The sequence below is a fragment of the Curtobacterium sp. NPDC090217 genome (assembly GCF_044746705.1).
Lineage (GTDB): Bacteria > Actinomycetota > Actinomycetes > Actinomycetales > Microbacteriaceae > Curtobacterium.
The window spans coordinates 791648-812467 of the sequence record NZ_JBIVCR010000001.1; the positions used below are offsets into that span (position 1 = coordinate 791648).

Here is a 20820-nt window from a genome sequence, read left to right on the forward strand (position 1 = left end):
CGTCCATCGTCAGCCGCGCGCGGCGCGGACCGACTCGATGTGCTGCTCGAAGTTGCGCGTGAGTGCACGCCCTGCCTCGGCCGCGGTCTCGCCGTCGCGGTCCTCGAGCGCGGAGCGCAGGATCGAGAAGAAGGCCTCGGACTCGTACTGCTCGAACGCCGGCGTCGGGTTGAGGGTGAAGCGCACCCGCTCCAGGGCGCCGTCGGCAGCGACCTGCACGAGCGGGTTGCCGCCGTGCGCGATCGCGAACTCGACGATCTCGGTGACGGCACCGCTGAACCCGTAGTCGCGGACCTTCCGGAGCCCGTCGGCACGGTCGAGGAGCTTCTCGAGCGCGGCGGCATCGGCATCGGTGTACTCGGGAACGCCCCAGCGCAGGCTGAGTTCGAAGAACCCGGCCATGGCGCGCGTGGCGATCACCCAGTCGTCGATCGTCGGCGTCGCGACACGGGTGTACCGGTTCGCTTCCATCTCCACGAGCCCGATGTCGACGAGCTTCGCGATCGCCTCGCGGATCGGGGTGCGACTCACTCCGAGCCACTGCACCAACTCGTCGTCGTTGAGGCGTTCGCCGTGCTGGAGCGTGCCGTCGCGGAGCGCCGCGAGCATCTTGTCGTAGACGACGTCCCGCAGGAGCTTCCGGGGCGAGCTCTCGACGGTGGATTTCGGGACCGGCATCCGGGTGCTCCTCACATTGCGGCGTTCGGATTTGCAATCCTAACGTGTCAATATGCAAGCGTTTGTAGAATAATAGTATTGCAGAACGTCAGTACGATGTATCGACGATCGTTCGACCGTGCACCTGCCCGGCGACGATTGACGGCCCGAGCGCGATCGCCTCGGTGAGTCCGACCGTGCGGGTGACGGACGCGAGCAGGGTCGGGTCGAGTTCGGTGGCGAGCAGGTTCCATGCCCCGCGCCGGAGCGCAGGCGGAGCGTCCACCGAGTTGATGCCGAGCAGCGACACCCCGCGCAGGATGAACGGCAGCACCGTCGTCTGGAGCTGGACGTCCTGGGCGAGCCCGCAGGCCGTCACCGCGCCACCCCAGCGGGTCGAGGCGAGCAGGTTCGCGAGCGTCGCGCCGCCCACGCTGTCCACCGCGCCGGCCCACACCGCCTTCTGCATCGGTTTGCCGCGCTCCCCGAGCGATCCACGATCGACGACGTCCGTCGCACCCAGCGCCCGGAGCGACTCCGCGTTGCCCGGACGGCCCGTGGAGGCGGTCACGCGGTAGCCGCGCCCGGCGAGGAGGGGGATGGCGACCGACCCGACGCCGCCGGAGGACCCCGTCACGAGGACCGGGCCGTCCGAAGGGTCGACGAAACGGGCGAGCGCCAGCACGCTGAGCGCGGCCGTGAACCCGGCGGTGCCGATCGCGGCGGCGAAGTCCTCCGGCACCGAGTCGGGCAGCACCACGAGCGACGCCGACGGCACGACCGCCCGCGTCGCCCACCCGCCGTGCCGCGTCTCACCGGCGCCGGCGCCGTTCAGGACCACGTGGTCGCCGATCGCGACGTCGTGCACACCGGGGCCGAGCGCGGAGACCGTCCCGACCACGTCGATCCCCGGTACCAGCGGGTCGATCCGGGCGACGCCGGGGTCACCGGCCAGCGCGAGCCCGTCCTTGTAGTTGACGCTGGAGTACGAGACGTCGACGAGGGCTTCGCCCTCGCCGGGGTCCGCCACGTCGACGGACGTGACGGCGGGGGCACTGGAACTGGAGACGAGGACGGCGCGGGTCACGCGCCGAACGCTACCCCGAGCCTCCAGGCCGGGCCGGGCCGGGCCGTCAACCGAACAGGATGGCGGCCTCGTCGAACCGCGACTGCGGCACGGTCTTCAGCTCACCGAGCGCGTCCTCGAACGACACGTGCACGATGTCCGTGCCACGGAGCGCCACCATCCGCCCCCAGCGTTCCTCGACGACGGAGTCGATCGCCGCCAGGCCCAGGCGCGTCGAGAGCACCCGGTCGTACGCCGTCGGGGTGCCGCCGCGCTGGATGTGGCCGAGGGTCGTCGCGCGCGTCTCGATGCCGGTCATCTCCTCGATGAGCGGTGCCAGGCGCTCGCCGATGCCCCCGAGCCGCGGACGGCCGAAGGCGTCGAGCCCGCGCTCGGAGTGGGCGTTGTCCTCGTGGTCGGGGACGAACCCTTCGGCGACGACGACGAGCGGCGCGCGGCCGCGGTCGTACGCGGACCGGACCCAGGATGCGATCTGTTCGAGCGAGGTCTTCTGCTCCGGGATGAGGATCGCGTGCGCACCGGCCGCCATGCCGGACTGCAGTGCGATCCAGCCGACGTGCCGGCCCATCACCTCGGCGACCATGCAGCGCGAGTGCGACTCGCCGGTGGTGCGCAGGCGGTCCATCGCCTCGGTCGCGATCTCGACCGCGGTGTCGAACCCGAACGTGTAGTCGGTGGCGCCGAGGTCGTTGTCGACGGTCTTCGGGACGCCGACGATCTTCAGCCCGGCATCGGTGAGCCGCTTCGCCGCCGCCAGGGTGCCCTCGCCGCCGATCGCGATGATGGCGTCGATGCCGTGGCGCTCGAGCATGCGCTCGATGTTCTCCACGCCGCCCTTCTCGCCCTCGAACGGGTTCGTCCGGCTCGTCCCGAGGATCGTGCCGCCCTGCTTCGCGATGCCCTGGATGTCCTTGCGCCCGAGGGGGACGATGTCGCCCTCCACGACGCCGCGCCAGCCGTCGCGGAAGCCGACGAACTCGTGGCCGTGGATGGCGATGCCCTTGAGGACCGCCGCACGGATGACCGCGTTGAGGCCGGGGCAGTCGCCGCCGGAGGTGAGGATGCCGATGCGCATGGTGGGACTCCGATGTCGGGTGTGTGGATCTGGTCCCATCTTGGCCGACGGTGGTTTCGCTTACCATCCCTGTCATGCGCCTCGCCCGTCTCGACCCGGCTCCGACCGGCGGCGTGCGACGGTTCGACACGGTCTACCGGCCAGGAGGCCCGGTGCACGTGGCCGCGACGCTCCGGCCCCTGCAGCGCGGCTCCGGCGACCCCGCCTTCCGGGTGGTCGGCTCGGACGTGTGGCTCGCGTTGCGGACGCCGGAGGGGGCGACCTCGGTGGCGATCCGGCAGGCCGGGGACACGATCGGGATCTCCGCGTGGGGGGACGGCGCGGAGTGGGCGGTCGAGCACGGACCGGACCTGGTCGGGCGTGGGGACGACTGGTCCGACCTCGACGTGTCCTCGCACGCGTTCCTCGCCGATGCCCGGCACCGGCAGCCGGGGTTGCGGTTGTGCCGGACGAACACGGTCGTCGCGATGCTCGTGCCGGCGATCATGGAGCAGAAGGTCACCTCCCGGCAGGCATGGGGTGCATGGCGGTACCTGTTGCGCAAGTACGGTACGCCCGCACCCGGGCCCGCCCCCGTCGGCATGATCGTGCCGCCGTCCGCCGCCGAGTGGGCGAAGGTGCCGAGCTGGGAGTGGCACCGAGCCGGCATCGAACCCGGGCGCTCGGCAACGGTCATGCGTGCCGTGAAGGTCGCCCCGGCCCTCGAACGGACGCTGTCGCTCGGCCGCGGGGGCACGGTCGTCGCCGCCCGGCTGCAGTCGATCCCCGGCATCGGGAAGTGGACCGCTGCCGAGACGGCGCAGCGCTCCCACGGCGACCCGGACTCCCCGAGCGTCGGGGACTTCCACGTGCCGGCGCTCGTCGGGTGGGCGCTGACGGGAGGCCCGGTGGACGACGACGGCATGCTCGAGCTCCTCGAACCCTGGCGGGGGCACCGCGAGCGGGTCGTGCGGCTCATCGGCGGCAGTGGTTTCCGGAAGCCCGCGTTCGGCCCCCGCATGACGATCCAGGACCACCGCCACCACTGACCCCGCGGTGCCCGCGTCCCCGCGTGCCCGCGTGCCCGCTTCGCACCCCGCCACGGACATCGCGCCCCGACACGACGGGGCGCGATGTCCACACGCGGGCGCGATCCCGGGATCGCCGCCCGGGACTACTTCTGCTCGGTGCCGTCGGGGTTCACGACGTACCAGACCCCGCCGACGCCCTGCCCGGTGACGTCGCCCGGCTTCGCGTCCGCCGCGTAGGTGTAGATCGGGCGACCGTCGACCGTGACCTGGAGCTTCCCGTCGACGCCCGTGATCGTGCCGACCTCGCCCGTCACCCCGGACACGGCGGGCTTCGCCGCGTCGGACTCGATCGCCGGCCAGGCTGCGGCACACCCGCCTGAGCAGGTGCTCTTCCCGGAGCCCTTGACGTCCTCGTCGTAGAAGTACGCGGTCATGCCTTTCCCGTCGACCACGACCGTGCCGAGCGACGTGGAAGCGGTCGCGATGCCGTCGTCGGCACCGTGCCCGCCGCCGCTGTCGCCGCCCTTGTCGTCGGTGCCGTACGCACCGCCGGACGACGGAGACGACGACGCAGGCGACGCAGGCGACGCAGACGACGCAGACGCCGACGGGGACGGAGCGGACGATCCGCCCGACGACGCCGACGACCCGGCCGAACAGCCCGCGAGCGCCAGCGCCGCGAACGCGACGCCCGCGATCAACAGCACGGAACGGGTGGAACGTGTGGTGCGCATGGGTGACCCCTGTCCTGCGGAGCCGAGCCGGGCCTCCCGGCATGAGCGGTCCCGCTCACCGGTGACACGGGTCGGCGGGCCGGATCGTTCGATCCCGATCCGGATTGAACGATCCCGCTCCCTGCGTCGTTTCCCGGGCATGAGGACTCGGACCAAGGTGCTGCTCGGGATCGCCGCAGGCGTGGTCGTCATCGGCGCGGCCGGTGTGATCGGTGGGCCGATCGTCTACGCCAACCTCGTGAACGGCTCCGCCGACGCGGCGCCGACGCTCGCCCCGACCGGCGGTGCGACGCTCGACCCGGCCGATGCCGACGGCACGTGGCAGGCGGGGAACGACTCCTTCGCCGGGTACCGGGTGCACGAGGTCCTCCGGGGCCAGGATGTGACCGTGACCGGACGCACGAAGGACGTCGACGCCACCGCCACCGTGGCCGACGGGTCGCTCGATCGTGCGACGGTCACCGTGCAGGTCGCCTCGATCGCCACGCCCGAGTCCGCCCGCGACGAGTACTTCCGGTCTCAGGCCCTGCAGACCGACCGCTTCCCCACCGCCACCTTCCGGGTGACCGAGCCCGCCGACGTGCGGGCGGCGCTCGCCGGCACCGACCGGGACGTGACCCTCCGCGGCGACCTGACCATGCACGGTGTGACGAAGACGGTGGAGGCGGACGCGCAGCTCGGGGTCGACGGCGACGGGCACGTCCAGGTCGCCGGGTCGATCCCGGTCACGTTCGCCGACTACGGCGTCGACGCGCCCGACCTCGGCTTCGTGAAGGTCGACGGCTCCGGCGCGGTCGAGTTCTCCCTCGAGCTGACGCGGTGACCGTGGGGGAGCGTCCGGCCGACGAACTGCTCGTGGCCCTGCACGCCGAGCACGGTGACGCGCTGCTGCGGTACGTGCGGCACCTCACCGCGGACCGTGCGCTCGCCGACGACGTCGTCCAGGAGACGCTCGTGCGGGCGTGGCAGCGGCCGGCAGTGCTCGAACGCGAACCGGACGCCGCACGCGCGTGGCTGTTCACGGTGGCGCGGAACCTGGTGGTCGACGACGCCCGCTCCGCCCGACACCGCCGGGAGTTCGGGACGGACACCCCGGTCGACGACGTGCAGCCCGACCGGACGGACGCGGTGCTCGACGGCATCGTCGTCGCCGACGCACTCGCAGCACTCTCACCCGAGCACCGGCGGGTCGTCGTCGACGCGTACTGGCTCGGCCACACCGTCCCCGAGATCGCCCGCCGCCACGGCATCCCCGAGGGCACCGCGAAGTCCCGCCTGCACTACGGCCTCCGCGCACTCCGACTCGCACTGCAGGAACGAGGGGTGACCCGATGACCGAGGACCGCTACCGGGACTGGGACGCCGCGTACGTGCTCGGTTCGCTGCCGAGCGACGAGCGGCTCGAGTACGAACGGCACCTGGAGACGTGCGCCGCGTGCCGCGCCGCCGTCGCGGAGTTGGCCGGCATGCCGGGGCTGCTCGGTCGGTTGCCTGCCGAGGACGCCGTCGCGATCGCGGACCCGGACGGGAGGCCCGACCCGGCTCCGGCACGCCCGCTCGCCACGGTCGCGCACCGGGTCAGGACCCGCCGTCGCCGCCGCCGGGTGCTGGTCACCGTCACCGCAGGGCTCGCCGTCGTGGCCGCCGTGCTCGGCGGGGTCGCGATCGGCGCAGCACGGGTCGGTCCGGCTCCGACGTCCGTCTCCGCGGGGTCCGAGCGCTACGCGATGTCGCCCGTCGCGGCCGCCGGGCTGCGGGTGGACCTCGACGTGACCCGGAAGGCCTGGGGGACCCGGTTCGACTGGGGCTGCACGTACGGCGGCCGCGACTGGGGGAACGGCAGCAGCGTCATGTACGACCTCGTCGTGGTGCGGAAGGACGGCACCGACGAGACCGTGGCGTCGTGGACGGCGTCCGGGCGCTCGGCTGCCGGCCTCGCGGCGGCGACGGACGTGCCGCTCGGCTCGATCGCGTCGGTCGAGGTCCGGTTGCACGGCGACACGAGGACCCTGGCGACCGTCCGGATCTGAGGTCGTCCTGGTCAGTCGTGCACGGGGTCGACCGGGCCGAGCGCGTCCTGGACCCGGGCGCTGACCGACCGCAGCGTGTCCGCGTCGTCGCCCACGGGCTTCCAGAACAGCTGCTCGAGTGCGGCGGTGTGCGCGCGGATCCCGGCGAGCACCGCGCGGCGGCCGTCCGGCGTCATCACGACCCAGCTGCCGCGGCCGTCCGTCGGGCAGTCCGCGCGCTCGACCAGGCCGCGGGACACCATGCGCGTGACCTGGTGGCTGACGCGGGACTTCTCCCAGCCGATGCCGGCCGCGACGTCACGCACACGCAGGCGGTGGTCCGGCTGCCGGTGCAGCCCGATCAGGATCTCGAACTCCGGGATCGAGATGCCCGCGCCGTGCTGGACGGCGTGGTCGAGGGCGCGGTCGAGACGTCTCCACACGTCGTGGTACGCGTCCCAGGTGGCCCAGTCGTGGCCGCCATCGCCCTGCTTCGACATGCGAGCAAGCGTATCCCGCTGACACATCGCTGACTGTTGGCCAGCACTCGGCGCGCTCCGAGGTGAGGTCGGTGCTGCGGCATACGATCAGACCATGCCGAGCGCCCGCCTCCAGGACTGCACCGACGACGCCGTGGCGCTCGTGCGACGCTGGCTCGCCGCGTCCGCGGGGGTCAAGCCCGATCCGGGTGCGGCCCGACTGGCGGGTGTGCTCCGCGACGAACAGGGCCTCGACTTCACGTTCGGCTTCGTCGACAAGGTGATCCGCCCGGAAGACCCTCGCGTCGCCGCACGGAACCTCGAGAAGGTCAGCCAGGACGTGCCGGACTTCCTCGCCTGGTACCTCCGCGGCGCGGTCACCTTCGGCGGCGGCTTCGCGACGATGGCGCCGTGGGCCGTCATCCCCACGGCACGGAAGATCCTGCGCCGGATGACCGGCCACCTCGTCGTCGACGCGACCCCGGCGAAGCTCGGTCCGGCGCTCGCCAAGATCGGCGGCGACGGCACCCGGCTCAACGTGAACCTGCTCGGCGAAGCCGTCCTCGGCAGTGCCGAGAGCGACCGCCGGCTCCAGGGCACGATGGACCTCCTCGCGCGGGACGACATCGACTACGTCTCGATCAAGGTCAGTGCCGTGGTCCCGCAGATGTCGATGTGGGCGTTCGACGAGACCGTCGACCGCGTCGTCGACCGCCTCGTGCCGCTCTACCGGCTGGCGGCGTCGAGCCCCACGCCGAAGTTCATCAACCTCGACATGGAGGAGTACCGCGACCTCGACGTCACGCTCGCGGTCTTCCAGGAGCTGCTGGGGCGCGAGGAGTTCCTCGGCCTGCACGCCGGCATCGTGCTGCAGGCGTACCTGCCGGACGCCGCGGGAGCGCTCGAGTCGTTGACGTCCTGGGCGATCGCGCGCCGGGCACGCGGTGGTGCCCCCGTGAAGGTCCGGCTGGTCAAGGGTGCCAACCTCGCGATGGAGCGCGTCGAGTCGATCGTGCACGACTGGCCGCTCGCGACGTGGGGCAGCAAGCGCGAGACCGACACCGCGTACCTCCGGATGCTCGACACCGCCCTGACGCCCGAGCGCACCGACGCCGTCCGCATCGGCGTCGCCGGGCACAACCTCTTCGACCTCGCGACCGCGTGGGTGCTCGCCCAGCGCCGCGGGGTGACCGACGCCGTGGACGTGGAGATGCTCCTCGGCATGGCCGCCACGCACGCCGACGCCGTCCGCGCCGACGTCGGACAGATCCTCCTCTACACACCCGTCGTCCAGCCGGACGAGTTCGACTCCGCGATCGCGTACCTGGCCCGGCGCCTGCAGGAGAACGCCAGCCCCGAGAACTTCATGTCGGGGGCGTTCGACATCGACCACGACCAGGACGTGTTCGACCGGGAACTCGCCCGTTGGACCGCGTCCGTCGCGGCGCTCGACGAGCCGGTCCCGGCGACGAACCGCACGCAGGACCGACGACGCCGCCCGGCCGAACCCGGCCCGCGCGACCACTTCGACAACGTCCCGGACACCGACCCGGCGATCCCCGCGAACCGAGCGTGGGCGGCGGACGTCCTCCGCCGCGTGCCCCGGTCGCAGCTCGGCAGCCAGACCATCCGCGGCGCACGGGTCCTCGACCGCACCAAGCTCGAACGGATCGTCGGCAGCGCCGCCCAGGCCGGCGTGAACTGGGGCCGTCAGGACCCAGGTGACCGCGCCGAGCTGCTCGACCTGATCGGGCACGAGCTCGAGGTCCGGCGCGGCGACCTCATCGAGGTGATGGCGGCCGAGACCGGCAAGACCATCACCGAGGCCGACGCAGAGGTCAGTGAGGCGATCGACTCCGCCCACTACTACGCCGACCAGGCTCGAGGGCTCGCGTCCGTCACCGGTGCGCGGTACGTGCCCCCGCGACTGACCGTCGTCGTGCCGCCGTGGAACTTCCCCGTCGCGATCGCCGCCGGTGGGGTGCTCGCCGCGCTCGCCGCCGGCAGCGGGGTCGTCCTGAAGCCCGCCCCGGAAGCGAAGCGCTGCGGTGCCGTCCTCGCCGACGTGCTCTGGGACGCCGGAGTCCCGCACTCGCTGCTGCAGCTCGTCGACCTCGAGGAGGACATCCTCGGCCGACAGCTGATCGCGCACCCTGCAGTCGACCGCATCATCCTCACCGGGGCCGCCGAGACCGCCAGGTCCTTCACGTGGTGGCGTGCCGGGCTGCCCCTCACCGCCGAGACCAGTGGGAAGAACGCCATCGTCGTGACGCCGTCGGCCGACCTCGACCTCGCCGTGCAGGACGTCGTCCGATCGGCGTTCGGGCATGCCGGCCAGAAGTGCTCCGCGGCGTCGCTCGTCATCCTCGTCGGGTCCGTCGCCGAGAGCGAGCGGTTCCGTCGGCAGCTCGTGGACGCCACCAGGACGCTCCGGGTCGCCTGGCCCGACGATCCCACGGCGCAGATGGGTCCGCTCATCGCCGAACCGAAGGGCAAGCTCCGCACGGGTCTGACCGAGCTCGGCCCGGGGGAGTCCTGGCTCGTGCAGCCGGTCCCGCTCGACGACTCCGGTCGGCTCTGGTCGCCCGGCATCCGCGACGGCGTCCGTCCCGGGAGCGACTTCCACCAGACCGAGTACTTCGGCCCGGTGCTCGGGATCATGCACGCCGAGACCCTCGACGACGCGATCGCGATCCAGAACGGCACCGACTTCGGCCTCACCGCGGGGATCCACTCCCTCGATGTCGACGAGGTGGCCGACTGGATGCACCGCGTCCAGGCGGGCAACCTGTACGTGAACCGCGGCATCACCGGGGCGATCGTCCGACGCCAACCCTTCGGCGGGTGGAAGCAGTCCTCAGTCGGTACGGGTACCAAGGCGGGTGGTCCGATGTACGTCGCGACCCTCGGCCGCTGGGAGCCGACACCGCGCAAGGTCCACAAGAGCATCCAGCTGCACGGCCTCCCGCCGCGGGTCACCGCCGTGATCGAGGCAGCACGCAGCGGGCTGACCTTCGAGGAGTTCGACCAGGTCCGGGCCGGTGCCATCAGCGACGTGCAGGCCCGCACGGAGCAGTACGGCGTCTCGCACGACCCATCGGCGCTCGTCGTGGAGCGGAACGTCTTGCGCTACCGCCCGCAGTCGATCATCGTCCGCCAGTCCGAGGATGCGTCGAGCGGGGACCTCGTCCGCGCGCTCGTCGCCGCCACCGCCGCGCGCGCACACATCCTCCTGAGCACGGCGCGGCCGTTGCCCGGTCCCCTCACCCAGCTGTTCGCGTCGAGCAGGTCCCCCCTCGACGTCGTCGACCACCTGGTCGAGTCGGACGAGGAGTTCCACCGTCGCGCGGCATCGGGCGACGTCTTCCGCGACAGCTGGTCGAGTCCGTCCGACGAACCGGAAGACGCCCTCGACGTCGTCCTGTCACAGGGGCGCGAGCGCCCGAAGCACACGGCCTTCGGCGGACCGGGCGCGCGCATCCGCCTGCTCGGCGGGGACGCCCTCGCGCTCGAGGAAGCGCTCGGCGCCAGCATCGACGTCGCGATCCACCACGCTCCCGTCGTCGAGTCGGGGCTGATCGAGATGCTGCCCTACCTCCGCGAGCAATCGGTGTCGATCACCACGCACCGCTTCGGCGACGTCGACCGCGAGTTCGCCGAGCTCCGCGTCTGAGCGTCAGCCGCCGCCCGCGAGGTCGATCAGCGCGACGAGGCCGGCGGGATCCGGTGCGTACCCGGAGTCGCGCTCCGACCGCCGTGCGCCGTAGAGCTCGTAGGCGCGGAGCGCCGACTCCGGCTCCAGCCGATCCGACATGAGCGCCGCCACCTCGGCCGCCCGCGCGTCGAAGGGAGTGGCGACCCGGTGGTGGACGGTCCCCGCTGCCAGGTCGGCGGCGCGCATCGACTCGACCAGTGCCTCCCGTCCGATCCCCAGGACCAGGTGCAGGCCGATGAGCAGGTTGCCGCGACCGAGCCGCGTCGCGGCGAGGGCCGCGTCGAACCGCACGGCGTTGTCGACGGGAGGCTCCGGCAGGACGAGCGTCGACCCGATGGCCGTCAGGTCGACCCGACGGCCATCCCGGGTGACCAGGCGGAGCACCTGCCCGTCGTCCGTGACGGACTCCTGCCAGGCCCACAGCCGGGTGTCGAGCAGCAGCTCGACGTCGATGTGCTCGGACGTCGAGACCTCGACGTCGAGGTCGCTCCACTCGTCCAGGTCCCCGTCGACGAGCGAACCGTACGCCCGCACGCTGCCGTCTCGCAGCGCAGCGCGCAGCCGCTCGAACAGTTCCGCCTGCCACGTCGCCATCGCTCCAGCATGCCGGACTACGGTGTCGGGATGGCACCGACAGCACGCACGCTCGCCGCCGAGGGGCTGGTCAACGCCCGTGACCTCGGGGGCCTGCCGACGCGGGACGGCGGGACCACGCCGGCCGGTCGGTTCTTCCGGTCCGAGTCGGTCGACCGGGTCACGGTGGACGGGTGGGCGTCGGTCCGCGACGCCGGCATCCGGACCGTCGTCGACCTCCGGGCGCCGTCCGAGCGCGAGAAGGACACGGGAGTCCGCCCGGATTGGCTGACGACGGTCGTCATCGACCACGACGACCTCGACGACCAGGAGTTCTGGGCAGACTTCTGGGACAACGGGTTGGTCGGCACGCCGCTGTACTACGGCCCGCACCTCGACCGGAAGCCCGATCGGACCGTCGAGGTGCTCCGTGCGATGGTCCGCGCCGAACCCGGGGGTGTGCTGTTCCACTGCGCCGGCGGTCGGGACCGGACCGGGATCGTGTCCCTCGCGCTGCTGTCGATCGCCGGGGTCGCGGCTGACGCCATCGTGGACGACTACCTCGTCACGGTGGAGACCGCACCCGCGTTGTTCGCCTCGATCGGTGTGCCGGTGCACGAGGACCAGATCGAGGCGCTCTGCGCCGAGCACGGCACCACGGTCGCGGACGCGTTCCGCGCCGTCGTCGACGGCTTCGACGTGGACGCGTTCGTCGCCCGGTCCGGTCTGGACGCATCCGAACTGGAGGCCCTGCGCACGTTCCGCGCGCGCGTCGCGTGAGCCGTGCCTCCCGTCCAGGGCGGCGGTCGCCCCTATCGTGGAGCGATGCGGCACCTGATCCGACTCGACGACTGGACGGCCGCCGACGCGGCGGCCGTGTTCGCCCTCGCTGACGCCTACCGCGGCGGCGCGGGGCCGGTGACGGACGGTGCTGCGGTGATGTTCTTCCCGCCGTCGAGCCTGCGCACGCGGGTCTCGTTCGAGCGGGGTGCGCAGCTGATGGGCCTGCAGCCGATCGTCTTCCCGCCGGAGACGCTCGACAAGCCCGAGGCGCTCGGCGACGTCGCGGGGTACCTGGCGCAGTGGGCCGACGTCGTCGTCGCCCGGCACCCGTCGATCGCGGTGCTCGAAGAGCTGGCAGGTGCGGACGCGCTTCCCGTGGTGAACGCGATGACCGACGAGAACCACCCGTGCGAGGTGCTCTCCGACGTGTACGCGCTGTCACGGCAGAGCGACGTCCGCGCGCTGCGCCTCCTGTTCGTCGGCGCGGACGGCAACATCGCGCGGGCGTGGCAGGAGGCCGCCGCGCTCTTCGACCTCGACCTCGTCCAGTGCTGCCCGGACGACCTCGCGACGCCGGGAGCGGTGTGGACGGACGACGTCGCGACCGCGATCCGTTCCGCCGACGTCGTGCTGACCGACGGGCCGGGTCGACACGCTGCGGCGCTGGAGCGCTTCCGGATCACCACGGAGCTGCTGGCGACCGCACCGTCCGGCGTGCGGCTCGCCCCGTGTCCACCCTTCGTCCGCGGGAGGGAAGCGACCGCCGAGGCGCTCGCGGGGGAGGCCTTCGTCGGGTACGGATTCAAGCGGTCCCTGTTGCCCGTGCAGCAGGCCGTGCTGGCGTCCTGCCTCGGGCTCGGGTAGCGGTCAGTCCTCTTCGTCGCCGCGATCTTCATCCACGACGCCGGTCTCGTCCATCCGGTCGCGGAGGTGGTCGGCCATCGCGGCCGCGCCCTCGTGCCCGTGGTCCTGGTCGACCTGCTCGATGAGGCCCGAGAGCTTCTCGTGGTTCGTGGCCTCGGTGGCGCCGTCCATGACGGGCTCGGTCTGTTCGTTGTCGCTCATGTGCGGGACGCTACGCGCGGGCCCCGTGAGCCACGCGAAACGGACACCCGAACTGGGGGACCGAACTGTCTGTCCCCCTTTGTGCGGACCCGTTAGTGTCGTCACCAGCGAACCGCACCCGATCGGCGGTACCCCCGACCGCCGAAGGTTCGCCGAGAGCAACGATGCTCCGGCCCTTGAGCGTCCCCTGTGCTCGGGCCGGAGCATCCTTGCTCGTGTCAGCGCCTGCGGCCTGCCCCGACCAGGGCCACCTCGGCCGCCGCGAGTGCGCTGGCGATGGCGAGCTGGCTGGTCGCGACCCGCCGCCATGGGCCGCCGACGAACAGCAGGGGCAACATGGTCACCGCGTGGACGGCGTCGACGGCTGCTCCCAGTGTGTGGGCGTTCCCGGATCCGGAGCGCAGCAGCAGCGTCGCCTGCGCGACCTGTCGCGCGCCGAGGACCCGGTTGAAGACGGCGGTCCGCGGCTGCCGCCCCGCGCCGAGCAGGTGCACGACCCCGAGCGTGGCCCTGACGCCCTCGACGACCGATGCGCCCCGAGCGCGGGATACCCTGACCCGACTCACCGACGTCGCCCCGCTGCGACCGCCGCGGCCCCGGCGACGCCGAGCGCAGCACTCAGCAGCCCGGTGCCGAGCCGGCGGTGCTCGACCCACCACGTCTGCGGTGACCATGCGTGCGCGACGTCGTCGAACACGCCGTGCGCGCCGTGGTCACCCGGTACGGGCTCGTAGAGGTTCGCGGGCAGGCTCTGTCCGTCCTTCGCCTCGGTCTGCTGCCCCGACACCAGTGTCTTCGCGGCGTACCAGTCGGCGAACCAGGCACTGACGCGGTTCCCGATGATCGTGTACACCGTCGACTCGCCGACCCACGTGCGCCGACGGGGGTGCTCGGCGGTGACGGCGATCGCGCGCGCGCCGACCTCTGGCTGGTAGATCGGCGCGACCGGCTGGGGGTGGTGCGGCAGCTGCGACTTGACCCAGTTGAACTGGATGGTGTTGAGCGCCGGCATGTCGACGCGGGACACCTTCACGGCGCTGCCCTGTTCGATGAGCTCCGACACCACGGACTCGGTGAAGCCGACGATCGCGTGCTTCGCGCCGCAGTACGCGGCCTGCAGCGGGATGCCCCGGAAGCCGAGCGCCGACCCGACCTGGATCACGTGGCCGCGATTCCGCGGCACCATGCGGTCGAGGGCGGCGCGTGTCCCGTTCACGAAGCCGAGGTACGTGACCCGGAGTGCGCGCTCGAAGTCGTCCGGATCCGTGTCGAGGAAGCGGCCGAACACCCCGACCATGACCCCGTTGACCCACAGGTCGATGGGGCCGAGTTCCGCCTCGACCCGATCCGCGGCGGCCTGCACGGCGTCCCGGTCCGCGACGTCGACCTGCACGGCCAGTCCGCGTCGCCCGGTGGCTCGGACCTCTGCTGCCGCGGCTTCCGTGCCGTCCAGTCCGCGGGCGAGCACCGCGACGTCCCACCCGCGGGCGGCAAGCTCCCGAACCGTTGCTCGTCCGAGGCCCGCCGAACCACCCGTCACCACTGCTACTCGTGTCATGTGCCCCTTGTACCGGGGCGAGTCCGCGTCGGGCTCAGGTGCTGTCCCCCGGACGCGCTCGTCGATGAGAGTGTTCTCCTGGATCGTCAGAGACCCTTGCGGCGGTCGGTCTCCCACAGGTCGAGTTCGATCGAGTCGCTCTCCGGCAACAGCCCGGCGAGGATCTCGACCAGGCGCTGCGCATGGGAGGCGTGTTCGCGTGCCTCGCGCTCGGTCGGCCAGCCCGACTCCCACGAGTACCGGTCGTTGAAGTTCGCGGCCCATGCACGGACTGCCGCCTCGACTCGCGGCGGCAGGTCGGGCTGCCCTGGGCCGCACTTCCCGACGTCGGCCCAGAACGGCCAGAGGACGCCGTACTCGTTCATCAGCCGGTAGTGCATCAGTTCATCAAACGGCATGGCACGGTCGTCGGCTAGCGTCACTCGTGTGAGTCGCGATGTCGAGACCCAGCCGAGGACGTACCAGCACGGGCCGGACTCGGTCCCGCACGACGGGATCCCACGCGGTCGCATCGAGCGGTTCACGTGGGACGCCAGCAGCCTCTACCCGGGCACGACCCGCACGGTCCACGTGTTCGTCCCCGCGCAGTACGACCCTGCGGAGCCGGCAGCGCTCATGGTGTTCCAGGACGGAGGGCTCTACCTCGACCCAGGACTCGACATGCGCGCGGGGACGGTCTTCGACAACCTCATCGCCGAGGGGGCGATGCCTGTCACGATCGGGGTGTTCGTCGATCCGGGGCAGCCCGGGAACCGCAACGCCGAGTACGACCCCGCCGACAGCCCGTACGGCGAGTTCCTGCTGCACGAGATCTTGCCGGCCGTGCGCGAGCGGTTCGGACTGGCGATCACGGACGACCCAGACCAGCGCGCGATCTGCGGCGGCAGCAGCGGCGGCAACTGCGCGTTCACGGTCGCGTGGGAACACCCTGACGCCTTCCGTCGGGTGTTGGCCTTCGTCGCGAGCTTCGCGCAGATCCCCGGTGGCAACCCGTACCCGTCACTGATCCGCTCGACGCCCGCGAAGCCGCTGCGGGTCTTCCTGCAGGCGAACCGGTTCGACCTCAACCACGACGAGCCCGAGCTGAACTGGTACAGCAACAACCTCCTCGTCGACGCTGCTCTCGCGGAGCGCGGGTACGACCACCGCCTGGTGCTCGGCGACGGCGGTCACAGCCCGAACCACGGGGGCGTGATCCTCCCGGACGCCATGCGCTGGTTGTGGCGCCCGTGATGGGCCGGGTGCTCGTCACCGGGCACCGCGGCATGGTCGGCCGGACCGTGGTTCCGGCGCTTGAGGAAGCCGATTTCGAGGTTGTCGGCCTGGACCTGGCGGACGGCGACGACCTCACCGACCCGAGCGTCGTCCGCGCACGGATGGCGGGCTGCCGGTTCGTTGTCCACCTCGCCGCGCTCGACGAGGCTCCCGACGAAAGTGGTGCGATCGACCCGCGGTCGACCGGGGATGTCGCGTCGATCATCCGCACCAACGTCGTGGGGACGGCGGGTCTTCTGGCCGAGGCCGGGGTAGCTGGGGTTGAGCGGATCGCCTTCCTCAGTAGTGTCGACGTGCTCGGTTGCTTCATGGGGCAGGGGCAACCCGCCTACCTGCCGATCGACGATGCGCAACCCGTGGCACCGCGCGGCTCGTACGCATGGTCGAAGCTCGCCTGCGAAGAGCTGCTGGCGTCGTACTCGGCAGCGACCGGTGGAGCGACGGTGTGCCTGCGCGCGCCCGGGGTCTTCGACGAGACCACGTACGAGTTCATCCGATCTGCCCGGAGTCGGAACCCGTCGTCAGAATGGTTGCCGTTCTGGGAGTACGGCGCGTTCCTCGATGTGCGCGACCTCGCAAGCGCGGCCGTCGCCGTGCTCACCGTCCCGGACCTCGTCGGGCATCATCGCGTGCTCGTGAACGCGGACGACATCAGCTCATCGAGCGAGGAAGGCGTGGGGATGGCCGGACGACTGCTGCCGGACGTACCGTTCCGCCGGTCCGACCGGTTCATCGGTGACCGCTGGGCAGCGCTCGTCGACAACGTGGGGGCGCGGAAGCTGCTCGACTGGACACCGCGGTACCGCTGGCGCCCGTGACCCCGTCGTCGCACGTGCAACTGGCGACAGGGTCACTGTCTCACGACGGCGACCCTGTCGTTGCGAGTCGACTCCTCACCCACGACGCCAGCAGCTACCGTGCGCTCAGCCCGCGCGGTAGTGCAGCTCGACCGCGCCGCCGACCAACGGCGTCGTGCCGACGAGCTCGAACACCGCGGTCGGCGCCGCGACGGGAAGCAGCGGGGAACCCGCCCCGAGCACGATCGGCATCACCGTGACTCGCAGCTCGTCGAGAAGCCCCGCCTGCTGGTACTGCGCCGCGAGGAGTCCGCCCCCGACGACCCAGACGTCGCGCTCTCCGGCTGCCCGAGTGATCGTGTCCTGGTGATCGGCGACGTCCCCGGACACGAACCGCACGTCGGCTCCGTCCGACGTGGTCAGCGAGCGGGACGTGAACACCCACGTCGGCAGGTCTGCGTAGGGCCACGACCCTTCGTGCGCGATCAGCCACTCGTACGTCGTCGAGCCCATCACGATCGCACCGACACCCGCGAAGAATCGGTCGTACTGCTCCTGGAACGGCTCGAACCCGAACTGCAGCAGCCAGTCGAGGTCGTCCCCGGGAGCCGCGACGAAGCCGTCGAGCGACGAGGCGACGTAGTAGGTCGTGGTCATGCGCAGAAGCTAGCGTCCGCCGCCGACACGGAGTGCTTCTGCGCGCACGGCGTCCGGGCTGCTCGCGAGCCGGGTCAACGGGGAGTCGGACATCGCAGGATCTGGCAAGGGAGTCAGCCACCACCGTTGTACATCGACAGCTCGGAGTGCAGGGCTTCCGCGATCGGGGAGCTCCCGGAAGAGGATTTCGTTGATGTCCGCGACCACCGGGTCGACATCGGACGTGCCGAACTGGAACGCCGGGTAGTACGTCTGTGGTCCGATCCGAAGCGCGATGAGGGCGTTGTTCGACGTGAGGTACCTGAGCCAGCTCTTCTTGTCCGAGGGCTTGGCGCGCGCGGTGAGGAGCGCGCGAGCCTGTGGTGTGTTCACCACATCGACTTCGTCGATGGCATCAGCGATCCGGATGAGTTCATCATCCGCATCGTAGGAGCGCGACCAGATGTGCTCCGATGCCCACTCGTCATGGGCGCCGAAGACAGTCGGTAGTAGCCGTGCCGGCGGAGGAGCGCCTCAGCGGCATCGATCGTGCCGATGTCGAGCCCACGGCCCGCCAACAGTCGTGCCTGCTCCGGGACGGATGTGAACGGCTTGCGGTAGCGGCTGACTGCGGACGTCACAGAAGAAAACTAGCCGCCTCCCCTCCGGGGAGAACGGCTAGTCGTGGTGTGTGGATTATATCGACCAAGGCTGACATCACAACACCGGAGGAGGCTTCGGGGTATCAGCGACCGACACCGAACCGCGTCGTCACCCCCGGCGAGTACAGCACCGAGTCCGGCGGCAGCTCCGCGAGCGAGAATGGCAGCCCTGCGGCCCCCAGCAGGTCGTCCCGCACCATCCGCACCGACGCCCGGCGCAGCGGCCATGGCTCGTGCTCGTTCGGCCAGAACCGGGTGACCCCTGCTCGACGGACGTGCATGCCCCACCGTGCCGTCAGGAACGTGTCGAGCGCCGAGGGCTCGTCGATCGCATCGCCGATCGACACGTCGACCACCGACCGCAGCTGCGTCCCGTGTCGACGCATCGCGTACCCGACCCGACCAGAGCCGACCCGGCACTCGGCACGCGCCCAGTGGTACGGCAACCCGGTGAGCGTCCGAGCACCGATGGTCGGAGCGAGGCGCCCGGCATCGAGCGACAGGAACACGACCCCGTGCTGTCCGTGCTCGTCGACCGTGTACACGCGGACGTTCACCTCGACGAAGGTCCCGAGTCCGTCCGGCACGGCGATCGGCGGGAACCGGGTGTCCTCGAACCGGAACCCGATGAGCCCCACCCACGTGGTCGTCCCGTCGTCGGTACCGTCCGCGGCCATCGTGTCGGGTCGGGTCCCCGCCGGCAGGAGCGGTGCCACCGCCGAGATGTCCACCCGCCAGTGCACGAAGACGACGTCGCGCCAGGCCTGTTCGATCCACGGTCGCCCCGGCAGAGCAGGGGCAACCGCCTGGAGGCCGGGCTCGAACCCGGCAGAGCGGCCGGCGGTCACGAGACGCTCGCGTCGTCGATGTGGGTCGCCACCGGCGCGTCGTCCCACCCCTGCTGCGGGGTGTCGCAGGTCCCACGGAAGACGTACTGCGACGGCCGCTTGCGCTCGCTCGAGGTCCAGTCGATCGCGGGCCGCCGACGCTCCGGCGGCAGGTACCCGATCCGGTACACGGCCATCAGCTCGAGCTCCGGCGGCACCCGCAGCAGCCCCTCGATCTCCTCCCACGCGCCGGGGGTCTCCATCGGGAAGGACACGAACTGGATGCCGAGGCCGAGCTCGGTCGTCGACAGCCAGATGTTCTCCATCGCGGCGCCCATGCTGAACACCGAGTAGAAGCCGGAGAGCTCCTCCTTCCGGTACTCGTGCCGGTCGAGCATCACCCCGAGCAGCAGCGGCGACCCGGCGACGAGCTTCCGGTTCTCTTCACCGAGCGTCTGCGGCACCCGGAGCGTGTTCATGAGGAGCTGCCCACGCTTCGTGAACACCTGCTTCGTGAAGGGCTTGAGTGGCCCGGGGAGCTTGTCGAACAGCATCCCGTCGCGCCGTTCGTCCATCTCGGCCTGGCTGAAGCGGAAGTACGGCTTGTAGCGCTGGAAGAACGTCCCCTCGGCCATCGTGCGGGTCATCGAGCGCCCGCTGATCTCCGCGATGCGTTCGATGGTCGGCCGTTCCTCGACGAGCACGAACCGCCACGGCTGGCTGTTCAGCTGCGACGGGGCTCGCCCGGCGAGCTCGACGAGGAGCCGCTGGTGCTCCTCGGAAACCGGGTCGGGCAGGAACGCCCCGTTCGTCGTGCGCCGGCGCCGGATGGCCTCGAAGAGCTCCACTGCTGTCCTCCCAGCGGTCATCGCCGGAACAGCATCGCCCCGAGGTAGGACGGCGCGGCGGCGACCGCGACTCTCCAGTGTGCTCCGGTGCGGGGGTTGGTGCGCGGCGCCATCGCGAGCGGCACCAGTGCCGGCAACAGGAACAGCGCCGACCGGGAGCGCGTCCAGAACGGCGTGGTCGCCGCGACACCCGTGAGGGTCGCGGTCACGACGAACAGACCGTGGTGCACGACCCGCAGCTTCTTCGTCCGGATCAGGCGCACCGCCACGGCGGTGCCCCAGAGGCAGTTGGCGACGTAGGCGGCGGTCGCAGCGGTGACCATCCGGCGGGCGGCCACTAATCCGACGGGAGGCTGGGGGAGCCTCCCGGCCGTCGTCCTGCGTCCCATGGACGCGAACCTACGCGGATTCGCGCGAGACGACCTGTGATCGCGCTGCGGCCCTGTGGCGGCGCAGTGTCGACCTGCGGTTCAGGCGGATTCGCGCGAGACGACCTGTGATCGCGCTGCGGCCCTGTGGCGGCGCAGTGTCGACCTGCGATTCAGGCGGATTCGCGCGAGACGAGCCGGGACAGCACGATCGCGCTGCGGGTGTGGTCCACCTGCGGGGCGAGCCGGACCCGATCGAGCGCTTCCTCGAGCGCGGGGAGGTCCTTCGAGCGCATGTGCACCACTGCGTCGGCGCTGCCCGTGACCGTGCCGGCGTCGACGACCTCTGGCACGGAGTCGAGCAGCGAGCGCAGCTCGTCGGGGGAGACCGTGCCGCGGCAGTAGAGCTCGACCCACGCCTCGGTGCCACGGTCCTCGACCGCGGGGTCGACCTTGATCGTGAACCCACGGATGACGCCGTCGGCGACGAGCCGGTCGACGCGACGCTTCACGGCCGATGCGGAGAGCCCGACGATCGATCCGATGTCGCCGTAGCCGGCGCGTGCGTTGTCCCGGAGTTGATCCAGGATGCGGTGGTCGAGCGAATCCATCGATGACCATCGTACGCGGAGTTCTTGCGAGAACGCCGGGCTGAACGCACG

The 20820-nt window shown here is 71.3% G+C and carries 25 protein-coding genes; 9 read left to right on the forward strand and 16 right to left on the reverse strand.

The window, feature by feature from the left end; all coding sequences use genetic code 11:
* Window positions 1-9 precede the first annotated feature (9 nt).
* The 3 genes from ACIPJ2_RS04030 to ACIPJ2_RS04040 form a co-directional block, all read right to left on the reverse strand.
* A complete protein-coding gene (locus ACIPJ2_RS04030) occupies window positions 10-678 on the reverse strand; it encodes a GntR family transcriptional regulator (RefSeq protein ID WP_402727665.1) in 669 nt (222 codons plus the stop codon).
* An 88-nt stretch (window positions 679-766) separates the two neighbouring features.
* Window positions 767-1744 (reverse strand): acryloyl-CoA reductase, encoded by a 978-nt coding sequence (locus tag ACIPJ2_RS04035; RefSeq protein ID WP_402727666.1) that lies wholly within the window; start codon window positions 1742-1744, stop codon window positions 767-769.
* A gap of 46 nt (window positions 1745-1790) precedes the next feature.
* On the reverse strand, window positions 1791-2819 hold the full coding sequence (locus tag ACIPJ2_RS04040; RefSeq protein WP_402727667.1) for a 6-phosphofructokinase: 1029 nt from the start codon (window positions 2817-2819) through the stop codon (window positions 1791-1793).
* Window positions 2820-2893: 74 nt separating this feature from the next.
* On the opposite strand from ACIPJ2_RS04040, the gene ACIPJ2_RS04045 reads away from it, so the two are divergent.
* A complete protein-coding gene (locus ACIPJ2_RS04045; protein ID WP_402727668.1) occupies window positions 2894-3847 on the forward strand; it encodes a DNA-3-methyladenine glycosylase family protein in 954 nt (317 codons plus the stop codon).
* A 125-nt stretch (window positions 3848-3972) separates the two neighbouring features.
* On the opposite strand, the gene ACIPJ2_RS04050 is transcribed toward ACIPJ2_RS04045, so the two are convergent.
* A complete protein-coding gene (locus ACIPJ2_RS04050) occupies window positions 3973-4563 on the reverse strand; it encodes a hypothetical protein (protein ID WP_402727669.1) in 591 nt (196 codons plus the stop codon).
* Window positions 4564-4702: 139 nt separating this feature from the next.
* Between ACIPJ2_RS04050 and ACIPJ2_RS04055 the strand changes: the two genes are divergently transcribed.
* Genes ACIPJ2_RS04055 through ACIPJ2_RS04065 form a run of 3 tightly spaced genes read left to right on the forward strand, consistent with a single transcriptional unit; the run spans window position 4703 to window position 6593 of the window.
* Entirely contained in the window at window positions 4703-5386 is a 684-nt protein-coding gene (locus ACIPJ2_RS04055) for a YceI family protein (RefSeq protein WP_402727670.1), read from the forward strand.
* Complete coding sequence (locus ACIPJ2_RS04060) at window positions 5383-5898, forward strand: sigma-70 family RNA polymerase sigma factor (protein ID WP_402727671.1); 516 nt, start codon at window positions 5383-5385, stop codon at window positions 5896-5898. The genes ACIPJ2_RS04055 and ACIPJ2_RS04060 overlap by 4 nt, the downstream gene beginning before the upstream one ends.
* Entirely contained in the window at window positions 5895-6593 is a 699-nt protein-coding gene (locus tag ACIPJ2_RS04065) for an anti-sigma factor (protein ID WP_281266428.1), read from the forward strand. Before ACIPJ2_RS04060 ends, ACIPJ2_RS04065 begins: the two co-directional genes overlap by 4 nt.
* An 11-nt stretch (window positions 6594-6604) precedes the next feature.
* Here the strand turns inward: ACIPJ2_RS04065 and ACIPJ2_RS04070 are convergent, their stop codons facing one another.
* On the reverse strand, window positions 6605-7072 hold the full coding sequence (locus ACIPJ2_RS04070; protein ID WP_402727672.1) for a MarR family winged helix-turn-helix transcriptional regulator: 468 nt from the start codon (window positions 7070-7072) through the stop codon (window positions 6605-6607).
* Between the two features lie 94 nt (window positions 7073-7166).
* On the opposite strand from ACIPJ2_RS04070, the gene ACIPJ2_RS04075 reads away from it, so the two are divergent.
* The gene (locus tag ACIPJ2_RS04075; protein WP_402727673.1) at window positions 7167-10724 is read left to right on the forward strand and encodes a bifunctional proline dehydrogenase/L-glutamate gamma-semialdehyde dehydrogenase; all 3558 of its coding nucleotides are present in this window, start codon (window positions 7167-7169) and stop codon (window positions 10722-10724) included.
* Window positions 10725-10727: 3 nt separating this feature from the next.
* Here the strand turns inward: ACIPJ2_RS04075 and ACIPJ2_RS04080 are convergent, their stop codons facing one another.
* Entirely contained in the window at window positions 10728-11360 is a 633-nt protein-coding gene (locus ACIPJ2_RS04080) for a hypothetical protein (RefSeq protein WP_402727674.1), read from the reverse strand.
* 30 nt (window positions 11361-11390) lie between these two features.
* Here ACIPJ2_RS04080 and ACIPJ2_RS04085 point away from each other — a divergent pair, with 30 nt between their 5' ends.
* Both ACIPJ2_RS04085 and ACIPJ2_RS04090 read left to right on the forward strand, forming a co-directional pair.
* The gene (locus tag ACIPJ2_RS04085) at window positions 11391-12119 is read left to right on the forward strand and encodes a tyrosine-protein phosphatase (RefSeq protein WP_402727675.1); all 729 of its coding nucleotides are present in this window, start codon (window positions 11391-11393) and stop codon (window positions 12117-12119) included.
* Between the two features lie 45 nt (window positions 12120-12164).
* Window positions 12165-12986, forward strand: a complete 822-nt coding sequence (locus tag ACIPJ2_RS04090) for an ornithine carbamoyltransferase (protein ID WP_402727676.1) — start codon at window positions 12165-12167, stop codon at window positions 12984-12986.
* 3 nt (window positions 12987-12989) lie between these two features.
* Here ACIPJ2_RS04090 and ACIPJ2_RS04095 read toward each other — a convergent pair whose 3' ends face one another.
* The 4 genes from ACIPJ2_RS04095 to ACIPJ2_RS04110 all read right to left on the reverse strand — a co-directional run bounded on the left by ACIPJ2_RS04095 (window position 12990) and on the right by ACIPJ2_RS04110 (window position 15143).
* Window positions 12990-13187, reverse strand: coding sequence for a hypothetical protein (locus tag ACIPJ2_RS04095; protein ID WP_281266434.1), 198 nt, complete (start codon window positions 13185-13187; stop codon window positions 12990-12992).
* Between the two features lie 218 nt (window positions 13188-13405).
* Window positions 13406-13681, reverse strand: coding sequence for a hypothetical protein (locus ACIPJ2_RS04100; RefSeq protein WP_402727677.1), 276 nt, complete (start codon window positions 13679-13681; stop codon window positions 13406-13408).
* A 68-nt stretch (window positions 13682-13749) separates the two neighbouring features.
* A complete protein-coding gene (locus ACIPJ2_RS04105) occupies window positions 13750-14745 on the reverse strand; it encodes an SDR family oxidoreductase (RefSeq protein ID WP_402727678.1) in 996 nt (331 codons plus the stop codon).
* 86 nt (window positions 14746-14831) lie between these two features.
* A complete protein-coding gene (locus ACIPJ2_RS04110; protein WP_402727679.1) occupies window positions 14832-15143 on the reverse strand; it encodes a hypothetical protein in 312 nt (103 codons plus the stop codon).
* Window positions 15144-15171: 28 nt separating this feature from the next.
* Here ACIPJ2_RS04110 and ACIPJ2_RS04115 point away from each other — a divergent pair, with 28 nt between their 5' ends.
* The gene (locus tag ACIPJ2_RS04115; protein WP_402727680.1) at window positions 15172-15978 is read left to right on the forward strand and encodes an alpha/beta hydrolase; all 807 of its coding nucleotides are present in this window, start codon (window positions 15172-15174) and stop codon (window positions 15976-15978) included.
* Complete coding sequence (locus tag ACIPJ2_RS04120; protein WP_402727681.1) at window positions 15966-16838, forward strand: NAD-dependent epimerase/dehydratase family protein; 873 nt, start codon at window positions 15966-15968, stop codon at window positions 16836-16838. Before ACIPJ2_RS04115 ends, ACIPJ2_RS04120 begins: the two co-directional genes overlap by 13 nt.
* A 105-nt stretch (window positions 16839-16943) precedes the next feature.
* Here the strand turns inward: ACIPJ2_RS04120 and ACIPJ2_RS04125 are convergent, their stop codons facing one another.
* The 6 genes from ACIPJ2_RS04125 to ACIPJ2_RS04150 form a co-directional block, all read right to left on the reverse strand.
* A complete protein-coding gene (locus ACIPJ2_RS04125) occupies window positions 16944-17474 on the reverse strand; it encodes a dihydrofolate reductase family protein (RefSeq protein WP_402727682.1) in 531 nt (176 codons plus the stop codon).
* Window positions 17475-17483: 9 nt separating this feature from the next.
* Complete coding sequence (locus tag ACIPJ2_RS04130) at window positions 17484-17849, reverse strand: hypothetical protein (RefSeq protein ID WP_402727683.1); 366 nt, start codon at window positions 17847-17849, stop codon at window positions 17484-17486.
* 349 nt (window positions 17850-18198) lie between these two features.
* On the reverse strand, window positions 18199-18963 hold the full coding sequence (locus ACIPJ2_RS04135; RefSeq protein WP_402727684.1) for a YqjF family protein: 765 nt from the start codon (window positions 18961-18963) through the stop codon (window positions 18199-18201).
* Window positions 18960-19811, reverse strand: coding sequence for a nitroreductase family protein (locus tag ACIPJ2_RS04140; protein WP_402727685.1), 852 nt, complete (start codon window positions 19809-19811; stop codon window positions 18960-18962). Before ACIPJ2_RS04140 ends, ACIPJ2_RS04135 begins: the two co-directional genes overlap by 4 nt.
* Window positions 19808-20179 (reverse strand): hypothetical protein, encoded by a 372-nt coding sequence (locus tag ACIPJ2_RS04145; RefSeq protein ID WP_402727686.1) that lies wholly within the window; start codon window positions 20177-20179, stop codon window positions 19808-19810. The genes ACIPJ2_RS04140 and ACIPJ2_RS04145 overlap by 4 nt, the downstream gene beginning before the upstream one ends.
* Window positions 20180-20331: 152 nt before the next feature.
* Complete coding sequence (locus ACIPJ2_RS04150; RefSeq protein WP_281266444.1) at window positions 20332-20769, reverse strand: Lrp/AsnC family transcriptional regulator; 438 nt, start codon at window positions 20767-20769, stop codon at window positions 20332-20334.
* Between the last annotated feature and the right edge of the window lie 51 nt (window positions 20770-20820).